Annotated in this window: 11 protein-coding genes; 7 read left to right on the forward strand and 4 right to left on the reverse strand. The window is 66.0% G+C overall.

All coding sequences use genetic code 11. The features are described from left to right. Nucleotides 1-142: 142 nt before the first annotated feature. Nucleotides 143-1,636 (reverse strand): aldehyde dehydrogenase family protein, encoded by a 1,494-nt coding sequence (locus tag G486_RS0117205; protein ID WP_027016633.1) that lies wholly within the window; start codon nt 1,634-1,636, stop codon nt 143-145. Between the two features lie 467 nt (nt 1,637-2,103). Here G486_RS0117205 and G486_RS0117210 point away from each other — a divergent pair, with 467 nt between their 5' ends. Beyond that, nucleotides 2,104-3,399, forward strand: coding sequence for a DEAD/DEAH box helicase (locus tag G486_RS0117210; RefSeq protein WP_027016634.1), 1,296 nt, complete (start codon nt 2,104-2,106; stop codon nt 3,397-3,399). 19 nt (nt 3,400-3,418) lie between these two features. Here G486_RS0117210 and G486_RS0117215 read toward each other — a convergent pair whose 3' ends face one another. Next, nucleotides 3,419-4,417: a GlxA family transcriptional regulator gene (locus G486_RS0117215; protein ID WP_027016635.1), complete on the reverse strand. Its 999-nt coding sequence runs from the start codon at nt 4,415-4,417 to the stop codon at nt 3,419-3,421. Nucleotides 4,418-4,562: 145 nt separating this feature from the next. On the opposite strand from G486_RS0117215, the gene G486_RS0117220 reads away from it, so the two are divergent. The 3 genes from G486_RS0117220 (at nt 4,563) to fghA (ending at nt 7,759) form a co-directional block, all read left to right on the forward strand. Then, nucleotides 4,563-5,420, forward strand: coding sequence for a hypothetical protein (locus G486_RS0117220; RefSeq protein WP_245587361.1), 858 nt, complete (start codon nt 4,563-4,565; stop codon nt 5,418-5,420). Nucleotides 5,421-5,563: 143 nt separating this feature from the next. After that, nucleotides 5,564-6,682: an S-(hydroxymethyl)glutathione dehydrogenase/class III alcohol dehydrogenase gene (locus G486_RS0117225; RefSeq protein WP_027016637.1), complete on the forward strand. Its 1,119-nt coding sequence runs from the start codon at nt 5,564-5,566 to the stop codon at nt 6,680-6,682. Nucleotides 6,683-6,907: 225 nt separating this feature from the next. Beyond that, nucleotides 6,908-7,759 carry an S-formylglutathione hydrolase gene (gene fghA / locus G486_RS0117230; RefSeq protein WP_027016638.1) on the forward strand — a complete coding sequence of 284 codons (852 nt, stop codon included), beginning with the start codon at nt 6,908-6,910 and terminating at the stop codon, nt 7,757-7,759. 53 nt (nt 7,760-7,812) lie between these two features. Here the strand turns inward: fghA and G486_RS0117235 are convergent, their stop codons facing one another. Continuing rightward, nucleotides 7,813-8,643: a DUF4184 family protein gene (locus tag G486_RS0117235; RefSeq protein ID WP_084455396.1), complete on the reverse strand. Its 831-nt coding sequence runs from the start codon at nt 8,641-8,643 to the stop codon at nt 7,813-7,815. A 161-nt stretch (nt 8,644-8,804) separates the two neighbouring features. Further along, the gene (gene gldA / locus G486_RS0117240; RefSeq protein ID WP_027016640.1) at nt 8,805-9,902 is read right to left on the reverse strand and encodes a bifunctional L-1,2-propanediol dehydrogenase/glycerol dehydrogenase; all 1,098 of its coding nucleotides are present in this window, start codon (nt 9,900-9,902) and stop codon (nt 8,805-8,807) included. A gap of 361 nt (nt 9,903-10,263) precedes the next feature. On the opposite strand from gldA, the gene G486_RS0117245 reads away from it, so the two are divergent. The 3 genes from G486_RS0117245 to G486_RS0117255 all read left to right on the forward strand — a co-directional run. Then, nucleotides 10,264-11,028 carry an SDR family oxidoreductase gene (locus G486_RS0117245; RefSeq protein WP_027016641.1) on the forward strand — a complete coding sequence of 255 codons (765 nt, stop codon included), beginning with the start codon at nt 10,264-10,266 and terminating at the stop codon, nt 11,026-11,028. A 497-nt stretch (nt 11,029-11,525) separates the two neighbouring features. Beyond that, a complete protein-coding gene (locus G486_RS0117250; protein ID WP_027016642.1) occupies nt 11,526-13,325 on the forward strand; it encodes a ShlB/FhaC/HecB family hemolysin secretion/activation protein in 1,800 nt (599 codons plus the stop codon). A gap of 137 nt (nt 13,326-13,462) precedes the next feature. Next, nucleotides 13,463-15,487: two-partner secretion domain-containing protein (locus tag G486_RS0117255; protein ID WP_027016643.1), on the forward strand; the 2,025-nt coding region annotated here is incomplete at its 3' end.

The following is a 15,487-nucleotide window of genomic DNA, read 5'->3' on the forward strand; positions in this document are numbered from 1 at the left end:
GACGATCTCTACGCTGCCGCGGCACCGAGGAGATCGTAAACACGCTCTTAGGAACGCTCCCGAAAGCCGGCTTGCGATCGCCCCATGCCCATGCGCTGTTGCCAGGCCCATGAAACAAGGGTTTCAGGGCCTGAGAGCGTGTTCACACGTTCATGACCACCGACTTGAGCTCGGTGTAGTACTCGATGGCGGCGGCACCCATCTCGCGGCCCAGACCCGAGAGCTTGTAGCCGCCGAACGGCATCGCAGGGTCGAGCGCGCTATGGCAGTTGACCCAGACCGAGCCGGCCTTGATGCGCGGCACCAGCCTATGGGCCTCGGAGAGATTGTTGGTCCAGATGCTCGCACCCAGGCCGTAGCGCGAATCGTTGGCCAGGCGCACGACCTCGTCCAGATCGTCAAAGGGCATGGCCACGAGCACCGGGCCGAAGATCTCCTCCTGCACCAGCGGGCCTTTTTGCGCCACATCCACCATCACCGTGGGCTGCACGAAATAGCCGGGGCCGCTCTTGCCGCCGCCGCAGGCCAGGGTTGCGCCCAGGGCCTGGCCCTGCTCTATGTAGCCGAACACACGCTGCTGCTGCTTGGCCGACACCAGGGGCCCCATGTCCACCGTGGGGTCCATGCCGTTGCCCAGCTTCATCTTGTTGGCGATGCCCGCGATGTCGCTGACCACGTTGTCGAAATGCTTGCGGTGCACATACAGGCGCGAGCCCGCGCAGCACACCTGGCCGTGGTTGAAGAAGATGGCACCTGCGGCGCCGGCCGCGGCCACGGCCGGATCGGCATCGGCCAGCACAATGGTCGGCGACTTGCCGCCCAGCTCCAGCGTGACACGGGTCATGGAGTCCATGGCCGCCTTGCCGATGAGCTTACCCACCTCGGTGGAGCCCGTGAAGGTCAGCTTGTCCACATCTGGATTGGCCGCCAGGGCGGCACCGGCCTCGGCCCCCACGCCGGTGACCACGTTGAACACGCCTGCCGGGTAGCCGGCCTCTTCGACCAGGCGCGCCAGCCACAGCGCGGACAGCGGCGTTTCATCCGCCGGCTTGAGCACCATGGTGCAGCCCGTGGCCAGGGCCGGGCCCAGCTTCCAGCAGGCCAGCAGCAGCGGGAAATTCCAGGCCACGACGGCGCCGACCACGCCCACGGCCTCGCGCCGGATGAAGCTGTGGAAATGGCCGTCGGGCATTAGCGGCATGGAGACCTCGGGCACGCTGCCTTCGATCTTGGTGGCCCAGCCCGCCATGTAGCGCAGAAAGTCTATGCACAGCTGCACGTCCATGGCCCGCGCCACGGCCGCACTCTTGCCGTTGTTCTGGCATTCGATCTGGGCCAGGATGTCGGCATCGCGCTCGATCAGATCGGCCAGGCGCCACAGCATGTTCTGGCGCTCGCGCGGACGCATGCGGCTCCAGGCCGAGTCATCGAACGCGCTCCGCGCCGCCTGCACGGCGCGCGCCACGTCCTCGGCCGTGCCGCGCTGCACCTGACACAGCTCCTCGGCCGTGGCCGGGTTGTACAAGGCCATGCTCCGGCCCGAGCTGCTCTCTTCCCAACGGCCATTGATCCAGAGTCGGTGTGCCTGCCCAAGGAATTGCCGTACCGCCGGCAGAACGGCCAATGTCTCGCTCATTCTCGTGTCTCCTGTTGAATCCAGGCCGGCCCATGCCAGGCCTGTCCCCAGGTTCAGCAGCTTCCATGCCAGCCCCCGCCCGGCCCGGGTTTGTACGGAGGCTCGGCGCTTAGAACGTGTTCAAGATCTCCTCGCGGCGCGCCAGTGTCTTTGCGGGATGGGATACAAGGCGCGACACCGCAGCAATAGCCGTGCTATTGCGAGGATTCGCAACGCTGTAGACCGCCCGCAAAGGCCTGGGCCTCGGTGCAGACGGATCCTGTTCGCGGCAGCGCCGGATGTCGGTCTCAAATACGAGACGCGGCGAGACAGGCGGCCTTCGCCGCGCCGCGCGCCATATCCCCTGGTTTCGCAAGCCGCGCCGTTTCACCGACAATGCCTTGCTCGCCACCGCCTTGGCCCCAGAAGCCCGGCGGACTCAAACCCAGGCCGGTGCCTGCTGCGCCCCGACCGACTCGCCCCTCACCATGCCCTTTGTCTCCCTAGGCCTGTCTCCCGCACTGGCCCTGCAGGCCCGTGATCTTGGCCTTGCCAATCCCACGCCCATTCAGCAGCAGGCCATACCCGCCGTGCTTGCGCAGCGCGATCTCTGGGCCTGTGCGCCCACGGGCTCGGGCAAGAGCGCGGCCTATGCCCTGCCGCTGCTGCAACTGTGGCAGCAGCGGGCCGCAGCGCGTGGCCACACAGGCTTTGTGCGGCCGCTGGGGGTGCTGGTGCTCGTGCCCACGCGCGAGCTGGCCGTGCAGGTGGGCGAGCTGTTCGCCGATCTGAGCCGGGCCTTGGCACAGCAGCCCAGACTGGGTGTGCTCTATGGCGGGGTCTCCATCAATCCGCAGATGATGCGGCTGCGCGGCAGTGCCGACATCGTGGTCGCCACGCCGGGCCGGCTGCTCGACCTGGTCGAGCGCAATGCCCTGCGCCTGGGCAGCGTGCAGCACCTGGTGCTGGACGAGGCCGACCGCCTGCTGGACGCGGGCTTTGCCCAGGAGCTGCAAAGCGTGCTGGCCCTGCTGCCGCGCCAGCGCCAGACGCTGCTGTTTTCAGCCACCTACCCGGATGCCGTCCAGACGCTGGCCCGCACGCTGCTGCACGACCCCGTCGAAGCCCGGGTCGATGCCCTGCCCGAGCAGACGAGCGCGGTCAGCCCACAGCATATTGCGCAGCGCGCCATCACCGTGGACAGCACGCGCCGCACCCAGCTGCTGCGCCAGCTGGTGCAGCAAGACCATGCGCCGGGCGCCGATCCCGCGACCCTGGAGCGCACCCTGGTGTTCGTGGCCAAGCGCCACACGGCCGAAGTCGTGGCAGCCAAGCTCTACAAGGCCGGCATCTTTGCCACGGCCTTTCATGGCGATATGAGCCAGGGCGCGCGCCAGCAGGTGCTGGACGAATTCAAGGCCAGCCGCTGGCAGGTGCTGGTGACCACCGATCTGGCCGCGCGCGGCATAGACATTGCGCAATTGCCGCGCGTGCTCAATTACGACCTGCCGCGCTCTGCCGCCGACTACATACACCGCATAGGCCGCACGGGCCGCGCGGGCGCAGCCGGTGAAGCCATCAGCCTGGTGATGCCGGCCGAGCAAGCGCACTGGAGGCTGATCTGCAAGCGCAATGCACTCGATCTGCCACTGGAGCAGTTGCCGGGTTTCGAGCCTACCGAGCCCGTGCCACCGCCGCCTGTGGCCCAGGACGGCACAGGCGGCATCAAGGGCAGGCGCCCCAGCAAGAAGGACAAGCTGCGCGCCGGGAAGACCTCCGGCTGAGGCCGGCGCCCGCGCAGCGCTAGCTGCCGAAACGCTCGCGGTAGGCCACGGGCGTAATCCCCAGATAGCGCTGAAACAAGTGGCGCAGCGCCTGCTCCGAGCCCAGGCCCACGCGCGCGGCCACGGTCTTGAGCGGCAACTGGCCCGGGGCTTCGAGCAATTGCTTGGCCGCCTCCAGCCGCGCCGCCTCCACGAAGGCCGAGGGGCTGCGCCCGGTCTCCTGCTGGAAGATGCGGCGCAGATGCCGCTCGCTCATGGCCGCCTGGGCCGCCATCTCGGCCAGGTCCATCGGCTGGTCCAGGCGCGCAAGAATCCATTGCTGCACGGCACGCACGCCGTCGTGGCGCATGGACTGGCTGGCCAGATGCACGCTGAACTGCGACTGGCCGCCTGGCCGCTTGAGGTACATGACCAGATCGCGCGCCACATCCAGGGCCAGCGCATGGCCGAAATCCTCCTCGACCACGGCCAGCGCCAGATCCATGCCCGCCGTGACGCCGGCCGATGTCCAGTAATGACCATCGCGCACATAGATCGCATCTGCATCGACCATGACCCGGGGATGGCGGCTCTGCAACTGCTGGGCCACGCTCCAGTGCGTGGCTGCACGCCGGCCGTCGAGCAGGCCGGCCTCGGCCAGAAAGAAGCTGCCCGAGCACAGCGCGATCATGCGCGGCACGCGCGGTGCCACGCGCCCCACCCATTGCACCAGGGCCGGCGAGGCCTGCAGCACCTGACCGATGTCGCGCGATCCCACGAGCAGCACCGTGCAACCGGCACCCCCGATCTCCATCTGGGCCAGCGTGTGCGTGGCCTGCAACTCCATGCGCGTGTCCGAGCGCACGGCCCCGGCACGCTCCGCAACCACGCGCACCTCGTAGCCATCGCTGCGACCCTGCTGGCGCAAATGCACGTTCGCATAATCGAACACCGACATCGGACCAATGGCCTCCAGGGCCTTGAAACCGGGGTAGACAACGAGATCGACGCGATGGACGCCTGGGTGGCGGTGTTCCATATCAGAAATCAGAGCAGTTGATTCAGGTTCTGCAAATGCCGCAGGTCTTTTGAGAGAGTGACCCTGCAGCGCACGGGCCCCGACTATACCCATGGCCAGGCCCCGGACAGACGCGGCTAGGCACAGCCATGGTTACAGTCGTCACTTGTTCTGGCCCCTCGCCTTTGCCCTGTCCATGATTCCCGGCCCCCTGTTTTCCCTGCCGCAGCTGTTGCTGCTGCTGTCCCCCTTTCTGGCCATGGCACTCGGCGCCGGGCTGCTGCTGTACGGTCTGCTGTGGTGGCTGCGCCACCGGCACCTGGCCGCCGCGCAGCGCCCGCGCTTTTGGCGCCTCAGCACCACCGTGCTCGCCCTGCTGGTTTTGGCCGGTGGCGTCTGGGGCCTGGTGCTGCTGTGGAAGCTGCAGCAGATCAGCCACGATGTCGAGCTGCGCGCCCATTACCGCCAAAGCCGCGAGCAGTTTGTGCTGCCCCGGGATTTTCAATATGGCGAACTCGTGATTCCTCAAGGCAGTCTGATCAACCGCTACGACGCTTTTGACAACGGCGAGCCCCAGCGCCCGCTGGGCCTGCGCGGACTGCGCTCGGTGCGATTTGCCCAGCCGGTGCAGGTGGCCGGCGTCTGGGCCACGGCCATGGAAACCAGCCCTGCGCGGCTGGAACTGGCGCGCAACCAGAAAATCAGCCCGGTGTTCCACTTCGACCGCCAGGCCAACGACGGCTATGGCGCCTGGGTCCTGGACCCCAGGCGCAGCCACCTGGCCTGCAGGCAGGGCGAGCACGCCTGGTTTGAGGCACCCCTGATTCCCTACGACATCCAGGCGGAATTCGGCAAGCCCGGCCCCGATGGACCTGATGCCCGCTTTCGCCCCAGCCAATGGGCCGTCACGCGCTGCGAAAGCGACTGGGGGCCTATCCAGGTCGAGCCTGCCTACAACGGCACCGGCCCGGCCGATGCCCAGACCCAGGTCTGGGGCCCGCTGCGGCCCGATGCCGAGGACTGAGCCCCGGCCCTGCAGACGCGCCATGCCTGCGTCTGCGGCCAATACGCCATGCTCTGCGGCCATTTACCTGGGCAAGCACGGCTTCATGGCCTAAAGTTCAGGCTTTGCCGAGCACGGCTCCTCTCTACCGAAAGATCCCGCCCATGAAATCCCGCGCCGCCGTAGCCTTCAAAGCCGGAGAACCCCTGCAAATCGTCGAGATCGACGTGGCACCGCCGCAAAAAGGCGAGGTGCTGGTCAAGATCACCCACACCGGCGTCTGCCACACCGATGCCTTCACCCTCTCGGGTGATGACCCCGAAGGCATCTTCCCTGCGGTGCTGGGCCACGAGGGCGCGGGCATTGTGGTCGAAGTGGGCGAAGGCGTGACCAGCGTAAAGCCCGGCGACCATGTGATCCCGCTGTACACGGCCGAATGCGGTGAATGCCTGTTCTGCAAGAGCGGCAAGACCAATCTCTGCACCGCCGTGCGCGCCACCCAGGGCAAGGGCGTGATGCCCGACGGCACCACGCGCTTTTCCTACAACGGCGAGCCTGTTTACCACTACATGGGCTGTTCCACCTTCTCGGAATACACCGTGGTGGCCGCCGTGTCGCTGGCCAAGATCAGCCCCGATGCCAACCCCGAGCAGGTGTGCCTGCTGGGCTGCGGCGTGACCACCGGCCTGGGCGCAGTGAAGAACACCGCCAAGGTGCAAGAGGGCGACACCGTGGCCGTGTTCGGCCTGGGCGGCATCGGCCTGGCGGTGATCCAGGGCGCGAAACTGGCCAAGGCCGGCCGCATCATCGCCATCGACACCAATCCGGCCAAGTTCGACCTGGCCAAGACCTTTGGTGCCACCGATTGCGTCAACCCCAAGGACTTCGACAAACCCATCCAGCAGGTCATCGTCGAGATGACGGGCTGGGGCGTGGACCACAGCTTTGAATGCATTGGCAACACCCAGGTGATGCGCGCCGCACTGGAGTGCGCCCACCGTGGCTGGGGCCAGAGCGTCATCATCGGCGTGGCAGGCGCGGGCCAGGAAATCTCCACCCGCCCCTTCCAGCTGGTCACCGGCCGCAAGTGGATGGGCACGGCCTTTGGCGGCGTCAAGGGCAGAAGCGAGCTGCCCGGCATGGTGGAAGACGCCATGGCCGGCCGCATCCAGCTCGAGCCCTTTGTGACCCACACCATGGGCCTGGCCAAGATCAACGAGGCTTTTGATCTGATGCACGAGGGCAAGTCGATTCGCTCGGTGGTGAATTTCAGCACCCCCTGAGTCGCTGCGTGCCCTCCCCCTCTCTCTTCGGGAAGGGATGACACCCTCAATGCGGATCAGCCCTTGCTCGCAGCCCCTACGCTGGGCCCCGCCCGTTTGAAGGCCGCATCCGGCAATTCAAATAAGTGAGCACCTAGCGCTTTATCTGCGCTGGTTTCAAATTAAAAACAGCTGCAAATGCTTATGAGATAAGCGCTAGCAGCTTCTCTTTCAGGAGTACCCAGCATGGAACTCACATCCGCCCACGCCTGCTTTGGTGGCGCCCAACGCTTCTACCAGCACGACTCGCGCGAGATCGGCCTGGCAATGAAGTTCTCGGTCTATCTGCCGCCCAAGGCCGTGATGGGGGAGAAGGTGCCGGCCCTGCTGTATCTGGCCGGGCTGACCTGCACCGAAGAGACCTTCATGACCAAGGCCGGCGCCCAGCGCCTGGCCAGCGAGCTCGGTCTTGCACTGATCGCCCCCGACACCAGCCCTCGCGGCGCAGGGCTGACGGGCGAGGCCGACAGCTGGGATTTCGGCGTGGGTGCAGGCTTTTACCTGGACGCCACGGCCAAGCCCTGGGCCTTGCACTGGCGCATGGAAAGCTATCTGCTCAACGACCTGCTGCCGCTGATCGCGGCCAAGCTGCCCGTGGATGCGCAGCGCCTGGGAATCTTCGGCCACAGCATGGGCGGCCATGGCGCGCTCACGCTGGCGCTACGCCATCCGGGCCGCTTCAAAAGCCTGTCTGCCTTTGCCCCGATTGCCAATCCCATGAACTGCGCCTGGGGCCAGAAAGCCTTTGCGGGCTACCTGGGCGAAGACCCCAGCGCCTGGGCCGCCCACGATGCCAGCGAGCTCATGGGCAGCCAGGCCCAGGCCCCCTACCCCGCAGGCATTCTGATCGACCAGGGCCTGGCGGATAAATTCCTCATCGAAAAACAGCTGCTGCCCGAAGCCTTCGAGGCCGCCTGCGAAAAAGCCAATCAGCCGCTCACGCTGCGCCGCCATGCGGGCTATGACCACGGCTACTACTTCATCCAGAGCTTTATCGACGAGCACCTGCGCTGGCATGCGCAGCAGCTGCTGGGCTAGGCCCCCACTATCTGCATGGGGCCTGTATCACAAGGAAAGGTCCAAGAGCGTGTTCACGATCTTAAGGTCACGACCACCCCAAACACCAGAACGGATAATGCCAACCCCGCTATCGACGCCACGACAAAGCGCACGATCAAGACCTGGGCCGCACGAGCGCTCTGGACCATGGGCCAATCCGCCAACACGGCACAAAGCCCGATAGCCGTGGCCGCAGCGACCATGGTTCCCAATGTCAACCAGCGCCTGCGCACAGACCAAGGTTTGGCGTCTGGTGACTCCGTTTGTTGCCCCAGCCATCTGGTCGCCGCCCATGCCAATGCGGCCAATCCGACCAGGCTACTCACATGCTGCAGTAGTTTGAAAAGTGGGACATCGATTCCCCTGAGAGTGAACAGCACCTGGCCCCAAATCGGCCACAGTTGCTGTGCCCAGCCACCGCCATGCGTTAAACCGTCCCAGAGCAGGTGGCTGGCGGCGCCCAGCAACACAAGGACGGCAAGCACCGGAGCATCGCACGCTTTCAAGCGCTGCGGCTGCATCACAGGTCCGAGCCTGACAAAAACCCATTTGGGCATAAGCAAGGCCAAAGGCCGCTTGATCAGCAGTTGATAGAGCGCCAGCACCAACAGGCCCAGAGGCAGGCAGAAAACAAACAGGCCCATGAGCGAATGCCCCATAGTGGCAAGCGGACTGAGCCGAAGAAAGTACTCAAAATCCGGTGCCATGGCCCCAACGATCAGGGCCGAGTTTGCACATGGCACGCGAAACCGGCCAAGCAGGGGCAATATGAGTGCGGGGTGTGCTGCGGTAAAAGGCATGGGAGGTTGGGCAGTATAGGACTGCAGGCTTCGCAACCGGGAGATTGCGCATGCCCTTCCCATTCAGAACGTGTTTGTGATTTCTGCGCGGGATTTCGAAGCGTAATCGGGACAAGTTCGAGCCGGTGGAACACCACTTCAACCGGAACCAATAAGCCTCAGCGCGAAGAAATCGGCCCATTCACCCCACTCCTTCACGCTGCGCGGAAACCATCAATACCTTCTCAACATTGCAAGAAGTGCTGCCCCAACTGGTCCGCCACCAGCAGCGCGCCATAGACCTGCTCCACCGTCACGCCGCCGGGCATGTTGTGGATGGTCTCGCCCGCAGCGCAGGCCAGCTCGGCCACGGCGCGCATCTTGGTGGGGATGTCTTCGGTGATGTCCAGCTGCGCCAGCGTGATGGGCAGGCCTACGGCGTGGCACAGCGACATCACTTCCTGCATTTCCGCGTTGGAGGCGTTTTCCAGCGCCAGCTGCACCAACACACCAAAAGCCACTTTTTCACCGTGGTAGAAATGGTGGGTTTCGGCCACGGCGGTCAGCCCGTTGTGCACCGCGTGGGCCGCAGCCAGGCCACCGCTTTCAAAGCCCACGCCGCTCAGATAGGTGTTGGCCTCGACGATGCGCTCCAGCGCCGGCGTCACCACCTGGGCCTGCACCGCCAGCATGGCTTTTTCGCCCTCTTCCAGCAGGGTGTCGTAGCAGAACCTGGCCAGGTTGAGCGCGGTCTGCGTGGCCGGGCCGCCGGCCATGGTGGCAGCGTTGCTGCGCGATGCGGCGCGCGCCTCGAACCAGGTGGCCAGGGCGTCACCAATGCCGGCCGCCAGCAGCCGCGCCGGCGCACGGGCAACGATGGCGGTGTCCACCACCACCAGGGCGGGGTTGGTGGGCAGCACCAGATAGCGGTCGAATTCACCGTCATCGGTGTAGAGCACCGACAGCGCACTGCAGGGTGCATCGGTAGAGGCGATGGTGGGCGCCACGGCCACAGGCACTTTCTGGAAAAAGGCCACGGCCTTGGCGGTGTCCAGCGTCTTGCCTCCGCCGATGCCGACGATGGCGCTGCGCCCGTTTTGCGTGGCCAGCTGGCACAGGCGATCGACCTCGCCCTGCGAGCATTCGCCGTTGAAGGCCACGATGTCCATGGCCAGCCCGGCCTTGGCTAGGCTTTGGCGGATGGTGTCTTCGGCAAAGCCCAGCACGAACTTGTCGGCAATCACCAGCCAGCTGTCCGCCAGCGGCTTGAGGTAGTCCCCCAGCCGTTGCAGCGCATCGGCCCCTTGTACATATTTGCCGGGCGATTGAATGACGCGGTCCATGGGAACTCCTTCTTGAAATTGCACATTGCCTGCGCCCTGCCCGCCTTGTGGGCAAGGACATGACGCAAGTCAATTACAGCCCCAAGCAAAAGTCAGGGACTTGAGCCACGTCATGAAAAAGGCGATGCACGGCCAAAGGAAGCGATGACGCAAAGGCAAGCGAAATCATGCGCAGCGCGCAATCCACACCGTCTTGGGCTTCATGCATGGGACTGGCCCATTACAGGCCAGGGTGGCGTGAATGCATGCTGCAGCCTCGTCCATGGCAACACGCATCAGCCTGCACCGCCGTGGTGGCAACCTGTGCGGCCATGGCTTTTCTACAATGCCCCACAGCGATCACTCCCCGAAGGAAACACCCATGCAGACAGGCAAAGTTGCCGTCGTCACCGGCGCAGGCTCCGGTATTGGCAAGGCCACGGCCCTGGCCCTTGTTGCAGACGGCTGGCAGGTGGTGCTGGCCGGCCGCCGCGCCCAGCCGCTCGATGCGGTAGGCCAGCTGGCCCAGGAGCGTCACCAGGCTGCAGACCGCGTGCTGGCCGTGCCCACCGATGTGACCGATGCCGCAGCCGTGCAGCAGCTGTTTGCCCGCGCCGTTGCACGCTTTGGCCGTGTGGACCTGCTGTTCAACAACGCCGGGCGCGGCAACCCGGCAGGCTCGTTTCTGGACTGGTCGGCCGCAGACTGGCAGGACGTGGTCAACACCAACCTCAACGGCATGTTTTATTGCCTGCAGCAGGCCTGCCGCGTGATGCGTGACCAATCCCCCCAGGGCGGGCGCATCATCAACAACGGCAGCATTTCGGCCCACACGCCGCGCCCCAACTCAGCGGCCTACACCGCCACCAAACACGCGGTGATGGGCCTGACCAAGACCGCTGCCCTGGACGGCCGCGCCTGGAATATTGCCGTGGGCCAGATCGACGTGGGCAATGCCGTCACCGACCTCGCCGCGCCCATGGCCACCGGCGTGCCCCAGGCCAATGGAGAGATCGCGGTGGAGCCCATGATCGATGTGGCCACCGTGGCCCAGTCCGTGCTGTATATGGCCAATCTGCCCCTGGAGGCCAATGTGCTGTTCCACACCGTGATGGCGACCAGGATGCCGTTTGTGGGGCGGGGGTGAATCAGGTGCCGGACACAGGCCAAGCTGCCCTGCAGACCTCTTGACCGGCTGGCGGGGACTGCGCACTCAAGCTCTGGAATCAATCACCTGCTCAGCACATACTGCACGGTCTCTGTGACATGGCCCTTGCCCCAGGCGCCGGAAGCGAATTGCCAGGACAACTCCAGACAGGGCTCGAGTTGTGTTAACGGGTTTTAGAGCGTGTTTACGATCTCTACGCAGATGCGTTGGAGCGCAGCGAGGAGATCGTAAACACGTTCTAAGGCGAGGGCTGGGTATCGACCACAAGCAGCCACTCCCCCCTTGCTGACTGACTGCTTGGGCTCACGCAGCGGCCCATCCACGGGTTTACCCGTGCTTTTGCGGATTGAGCTGCAAAATACCCAATTTCAGTGATTGACCCCCTGCGCGGACTTGCTTCTACTCGACTTTGTTTTAAAAGTAATGAGTTGTTAGCTGTGCGCGTACAAACCTTGGTCGCCTCCCGGGCCACCACCTTGGCGACCGCCTTCGCCACCTCCCAGGCCCCGCTCCCCCGTCTCTCCACCCCAGCCCGCACCGCCGGCCTGCTGGGTGTGCTGTGCCTGGGCTGGCTCTCGCCAGCGCTGGCCCAGCCTGTCTCTTTGCCGGACGCCGGCAGCCTGCAGCGCGAGACCGAGCGCAGCCTGCAGGCGCCAGGCGTGGCCCCCCAGTTGCGGCCCGCTGCCCCCACGCCCCAGCAGGCAGACCCCTTGGCGCCCCGCGTCACGGTCAGCGGCTTTGCCATCGAAGGAGCCCAGTTGCTGCCAGAGCCTGCGCTGCAGGCCTTGCTGGCCGATCTGCAGGGCCAGGCACTGGGCATGCAGGAGCTGGAACAGGCCGTGGCCCGCATAGACCGTGCCTACCGGGATGCGGGCTGGTATGCCCGGGTCTGGCTGCCGCCCCAGGATGTCACCCAGGGCCTGGTACGCATCCAGGTGCTGGAAGGCCGTTTTGGCCAGGCCCGCGTGCAGCCTGCTGCAGCGTCCACCGGCACGCCGCTGCGCGCCGATGCCGCCGCCGTGCAGCGCACCATCACGGCCGGGCTGCAAGAAGGCCAGCCCCTGTCTGCCGCCAGGCTGGAACGCGGCCTGCTGCTGGCCAACGACCTGGCCGGCATAGAGGCCACGGCCGTGCTGCAGGCCGGCCAGGCCACGGGCAGCAGCGATCTGCACATCGCGGTCACAGACCAGCCCCTGCTCACCGGTGATGTGGGCATCAGCAATTACGGCCTGCGCACCACGGGCAAGGGCCAGCTCTCGGGCGGGCTGGCCGTGAACAACCTCTCCGGCCGGGGCGACCAGCTGAGCCTGCGCATGCTGGGCTCTGCCCACCTGGGCAGCGTGCAGGCCCGCTACAGCCTGCCCCTGGGCTATGACGGTCTGCGCCTGGCGGTCTGGGGCTCGGCCATGGGCTACCAACTGGCCGGCAGCTACAGCGCGCTGGACGCCAAGGGCCAGGCCTATAGCGCCGGCATGGGCCTGAGCTACCCGCTGCTGCGTCAGCAGGCACGCAATCTGCAGCTCGATGTGGGCCTGCAGCACCGCCGCTATGACGACGACATGCTGGACACCGCCGTGCGCCGCCAGCGCAACGCGGTCTTGAACCTAGGACTCAGCGGCGACTTCAGCGACAGCCTGGGCGGCGGCGGCATCAACTGGGGCAGCGTGCAGCTGCTGCATGGTCGGCTGCGCATGCAGGCCAGCACCGGAGAAATCGCGCAAGACGCCGCCGGCCCCAACTCCCGGGGCCACTACACCAAGCTGGCCTGGCAGGCCAGCCGCCTGCAAAACCTGGCGGACTGGCTGGGCCAGGGCTGGCAGCTGCAAGCCAGTGCCAGCGGCCAATGGGCCAACCACAACCTGGGCAGCGCCGAGCGCATGGGCCTGGGCGGGCCAGACCAGGTACGCGCCTACCCCGTCAACGAGGCCATGGGTGACGAAGGCCTGCTGCTCAAGCTGCAGTTGCAGCGCGAGTTGGGCAGCGCCCTGGGTGGGGGCTGGCAGGCCCAGCTGTTTTACGACTGGGGCCAGATTCGCCAGCACCACACCACCTGGCAGGGCTGGGATGGGGGCCGCGCCATGGCCAACCGCTACCACCTGGCCGGCTGGGGCCTGGCCCTGCGCTGGAGCGGCCAGGGCGCCTGGCGCGGCTGGCAGTTGCAGGCCAGTGTGGCCACCCCGGTGGGCGACAACCCCGCCGCCAGCCAGGGCCGCAACAGCGACGGCAGCAGCCAGCGCAGCAGCCGGGGCTGGTTGCAGCTCAGCCGCAGCTTTTAAGAGCTGACCCGCCCCCCAGCAAAACGCCAGAACTCACAAATCCATAGCTGCCAGCGCAATACAGACAAGCGCTGCAAGCAGTTTTTATTCATATTTTGAGATCCAGCACCAGGCTGCTGCATCACCCGGAGCCCCGCATGAACCACTTCTACCGCCTTGTACGCAGCGCCGACGGCACACGCTACGTTCCCGCCCCCGAAACCGCCAAGGGCCGGGGCAAGGCCAGCAAGGCCGTGGCCTCGGTCAGCGTGCTGCTGGGCCTGGTGGCCGTGGGTGGCAATGCCTGGGCCCAGGCGCCCCCCGTCAATGCCCTGCCCACCGGGGGCCAGGTGACGGCCGGCCAGGCCAGCATCGGCCAAAGCGGCAACCAGATGACGGTCAACCAGGGCAGCGACCGGGCCGTCATCCACTGGCAGGGCTTTGACATCGGCAGCCAGGCTGCGGTGCGTTTCAACCAGCCGGGCACCAGCTCCGTGGCGCTGAACCGCGTGGTGGCCGGCGACGCCAGCCAGATCCATGGCCAGCTCAGCGCCAACGGCCAGGTCTGGGTGCTCAACCCCAACGGCGTGGTGTTTGGCCAGGGCAGCCGCGTGGATGTGGGCGGGCTGGTAGCCAGCACCCTGCACAGCAGCGATGCCGACTTCATGGCCGGCAAGGCGGTGTTCAGCCGTAACAGCAGTGCAGGCAGTGCGGCCAGCGTCATCAACCAGGGCGAGATCACCGCCCATGGCGATGGGGGGCAAGCCGGCTTGGTGGCCCTGCTGGCGCCCACCGTGCAAAACGAGGGCATCATCCGCGCCCAGCTGGGCAATGTGGTGATGGCGGCGGGTGACCGCATCACGCTGAGCGCCGGCGTGGGCGGCAGGCTGCAGGTGGCGGTGGAGCCCTCCACCGTCCAAACGCTGATTGAGAACAAACAGCTCATCGTGGCCGACGGCGGCCAGGTGCTGATGACCAGCCGCGCCGCCGATGCACTCTCGGCCGGCGTGGTCTCCAACACCGGCACCGTGCAGGCCCGCACCCTGGCCCAGCAAGAAGGCCGCATTGTGCTGCTGGCCGATATGCAGCATGGCAGCACCCAGGTGGCCGGCCTGCTGGACGCCAGCGCCCCCGCAGGCGATGGTGGCGGTCATGGCGGCAACGGCGGCTTTGTGGACACCAGCGCTGCCCGGGTGCAGATCCAAGCCGGCGCCCGCGTGACCACCCTGGCCGCCAACGGCAAGACCGGGGAATGGTTGATCGACCCCACGGACTTCACCATCAGCGCCGGCGGAGCCACCCAGACCGACAGCGGCATAGGTGCAGACACCCTGGTCGCCAATCTGGCCCATACCGATGTGAGACTGCAAACCGTGGACAGCGGCAGCGAGGCAGGCAGCATCCATGTGAACGCCGATGTGCGCTATAGCGCCAACCAGCTCACGCTCAACGCCCACCACGACATCAATATCAACGCCAGCATCGATGTAGGCGGCTCTGGGACATTGGCGCTGAACTATGGCGGCACCCAGGGCAACACCGCAACGGCTCCAGCAGCAGACAGCCAGTTGAACGTCAAAGGCCGGGTGAACTTTGCGCAAGCCGGCACCGGCCTGCTCAGCATCAACGGCCAGGGCTATACCGTCATCAAGGACGTGACCCAGCTGCAAGCCATGGAGACAGACCTGGCCGGCCACTACGCCCTGGGCGGGGATATTGATGCCAGTGCCACGGCGATCTGGAACTGCAATGCCGGTACATGCAATGGCTTTAAGCCCATTGGCAGCAACAGCGACGACACAGACGCCACCCGCTTTACCGGCAGCCTGGATGGCCTGGGCCACAGCATTCGCGATTTGACCGTCAATGTGACCCAGCCGCAGTACACCAACACCAACACCAACTACAGCTACGCCGGCCTGTTTGGCTATACAGGCGGCAGCGCACGCATTGCCCATGTGGGTTTGGAGAATGCCAGCATCCAGGCATCGGGGGGAGACTGGAACTACGCGGGCGCGCTGGTGGGGTTGAACGACGGCGGCGGCAGCATCCTCCAAAGCTATGCCACGGGCAGCGCCACCGCATCGGGGGGCTACAACTACGCGGGCGCGCTGGTGGGGATCAACTACGGCAGCATCCGCCAAAGCTATGCCACGGGCAGCGCCACGGCATCGGGGGGGAGC

It is taken from the genome of Comamonas composti DSM 21721 (genome assembly GCF_000429845.1).
GTDB classification, from domain to species: domain Bacteria; phylum Pseudomonadota; class Gammaproteobacteria; order Burkholderiales; family Burkholderiaceae_C; genus Comamonas; species Comamonas composti.

What these genes read in the sequence shown, in the direction of transcription:
- G486_RS0117245 (WP_027016641.1), top strand. Translation starts at nt 10,264, where the DNA reads ATGCAGACAGGCAAAGTTGCCGTCGTCACCGGCGCAGGCTCCGGTATT.
- G486_RS0117235 (WP_084455396.1), bottom strand. Translation starts at nt 8,643, where the DNA reads ATGGGAAGGGCATGCGCAATCTCCCGGTTGCGAAGCCTGCAGTCCTAT.
- G486_RS0117210 (WP_027016634.1), top strand. Translation starts at nt 2,104, where the DNA reads ATGCCCTTTGTCTCCCTAGGCCTGTCTCCCGCACTGGCCCTGCAGGCC.
- G486_RS0117205 (WP_027016633.1), bottom strand. Translation starts at nt 1,636, where the DNA reads ATGAGCGAGACATTGGCCGTTCTGCCGGCGGTACGGCAATTCCTTGGG.
- G486_RS0117225 (WP_027016637.1), top strand. Translation starts at nt 5,564, where the DNA reads ATGAAATCCCGCGCCGCCGTAGCCTTCAAAGCCGGAGAACCCCTGCAA.
- gldA (WP_027016640.1), bottom strand. Translation starts at nt 9,902, where the DNA reads ATGGACCGCGTCATTCAATCGCCCGGCAAATATGTACAAGGGGCCGAT.
- G486_RS0117215 (WP_027016635.1), bottom strand. Translation starts at nt 4,417, where the DNA reads ATGGAACACCGCCACCCAGGCGTCCATCGCGTCGATCTCGTTGTCTAC.
- fghA (WP_027016638.1), top strand. Translation starts at nt 6,908, where the DNA reads ATGGAACTCACATCCGCCCACGCCTGCTTTGGTGGCGCCCAACGCTTC.